General features: G+C 30.9%; 2 protein-coding genes. One reads left to right on the top strand and one right to left on the bottom strand.

Annotated features, from left to right (window positions below; all coding sequences use genetic code 11):
- Positions 1-141: 141 nt before the first annotated feature.
- Complete coding sequence (locus ABZ857_RS44080; protein ID WP_032398667.1) at positions 142-1,428, top strand: ABC transporter permease; 1,287 nt, start codon at positions 142-144, stop codon at positions 1,426-1,428.
- Between the two features lie 139 nt (positions 1,429-1,567).
- Here the strand turns inward: ABZ857_RS44080 and ABZ857_RS44075 are convergent.
- Positions 1,568-1,950, bottom strand: a 383-nt coding sequence (locus ABZ857_RS44075; protein WP_357056923.1) for a recombinase family protein, incomplete at its 5' end; no start/stop codon positions are given.

The raw sequence follows: 1,950 nt of genomic DNA, 5'->3' as shown, positions 1-1,950 counted from the left end.
GAGTAAGCACAGTGATTTTTGAAAATTATAGTGATGAACTTATGGAACGAATAAACAATTGTGAACCACTACTGATTGAAGAACTTCCTTTAACTTTAGAAGATATTTTTATAAGCAAGTTTTCAGGTCATGAGATGACTGATGAAAGAGAGTGAGGAAAGAATGGATAACAAAAAATTGAACAAAATTACTTGGAAACGAGCCAAACCAATCGTTTTAAGTTTAGGAATACTGTTAATATTAATCTCTGTTTTTATTGGATTTAACTCCACAAAAAATTGGCATAGAGAGCAAAACTTTATCCATTCTCAAGAGGCTAGAGACCAATATAATTCATACCTTGCTGCACAAAAAACTGAAGAGGATGATGTAAATAAAAAATATAAAGAAACAAAAGATTACCAAGGAAGTGTCGATTATGCAGAGAACCAGGACGCAGGAATTTTTCTGAAATTTGATTCTAAAACTGGTAAGTTTCATATTCAATCACAGACTTTTAAAGAATTTTACGGTTATATAAGGGCCAAATTATTTTACACGCGAAGTGCGCTGGACTTAACTAATTTTAGATATTTGTTTACGTCCAGAAACGTGTTTCGTGGTTTTACTCTTATTAGCTTATTTTTCATTGTTGCTGGATTTTTAGTATCCTTCTTAAATTACAAGACAAATTTTTTACAGATTTTATTTTCGTCTGGGTATAAAAGAAAACAAATTTTAAAAAGCAGTATATTGACGTCGTTAATTCCTTTATTATTAATGGCAATTACTGCTGTTAGCATTAATTTAGTCATTCTTTATAGTCGCATTCCTCACCAATATATTAATTATCCTCTAGATAAAATTATTTTCTACCAATTTTGCATCTTATTAGTTGCCATTTGTTACTATTTTTTAGGTTTTTTTTCTGGGACTATTTTGGGACAGGGGATTACAGGCGCCTTATCTTTGATCGGCTTTGTCTTTGGATTAGAGTTGATAAAGCAAAATATTTTAGATATCTTGAACAATGTCTTCAACAATATTTTCAATAATAAAAATGATGGAATTTATTATCAATCATTTTTTGTCCGATTTGATACCTATTCACATTGGCTGATATTAGATGGATTTGTTATACTAACTACTTTTCTCTTCTATTTTTCTGCTCAATATTTCTATCAAAGATTAAGTTTAGAGGAGAAAGGAAACTATCTATTATTTCCTAAGTTTCGCTTACCAATTTCTTTGGTTGCAGGGATTTTCACAGCTTATAGTATTTGTGGAAACATTGGACTTGGGAGTAGCTCAATTAATTTACTCATAAGATATAATATACTTCCAGGTATTTTAGTGTTTGTAATCACATTTTGCTTCTTCATGGTACTAAATAATTATAAAAAGATTTATGAAAAAATTGGAATGATAGTTGTAAAAACCAATAAATAACTTAGTAAAAAATAGCTTCTAATTTAATAATAAAAGCTCCTTTATGAAACTAAAGGAGCTTTTAAATATTTACAACGATTAAAAGAACGGTTAATCAATACTAGGCTTCTAGTAAGGGATAAGGAGATTGAGAAAATTTTCATTTATTTATATACCTATAAATCGTTGTTCTTGACACTCCCCAAGAATCCGCAATCGACTTAATTGGCGTACCACTTTCTACCAAGGTTTTAAGAAGCATTATGTCTTTCTCTGAAAATTTCTCAGGTCTTCCTCCAAGCCTTCCTCTTGCACGTGCGGCTTCTCTACCAGCGGCAGAACGTTCTAAAATAAGGTTTCGCTCAAATTCCGCAAAGGCCGCAAATAAATGAAACATCAATTGTCCAGTCGAACTTGATTTATCCATTGTAATATTTTCTTGTAGACTATGAAAACTTACCCCCTTATTATTAAAAGAATTAACAATATTAATGAGGTCCTCCATATTTCTACCTAATCGATCTAACCGCCAAACAACGATCG

The sequence above is a fragment of the Microbispora sp. NPDC046933 genome, from assembly GCF_040644635.1.
GTDB lineage: Bacteria > Actinomycetota > Actinomycetes > Streptosporangiales > Streptosporangiaceae > Microbispora.
This window is presented reverse-complemented; position numbering and strand designations above follow the sequence as displayed.

Bases quoted from the DNA above. Each gene is read 5' to 3' on its own strand.
- ABZ857_RS44080 (WP_032398667.1), top strand. From the start codon at position 142: ATGAAAGAGAGTGAGGAAAGAATGGATAACAAAAAATTGAACAAAATT.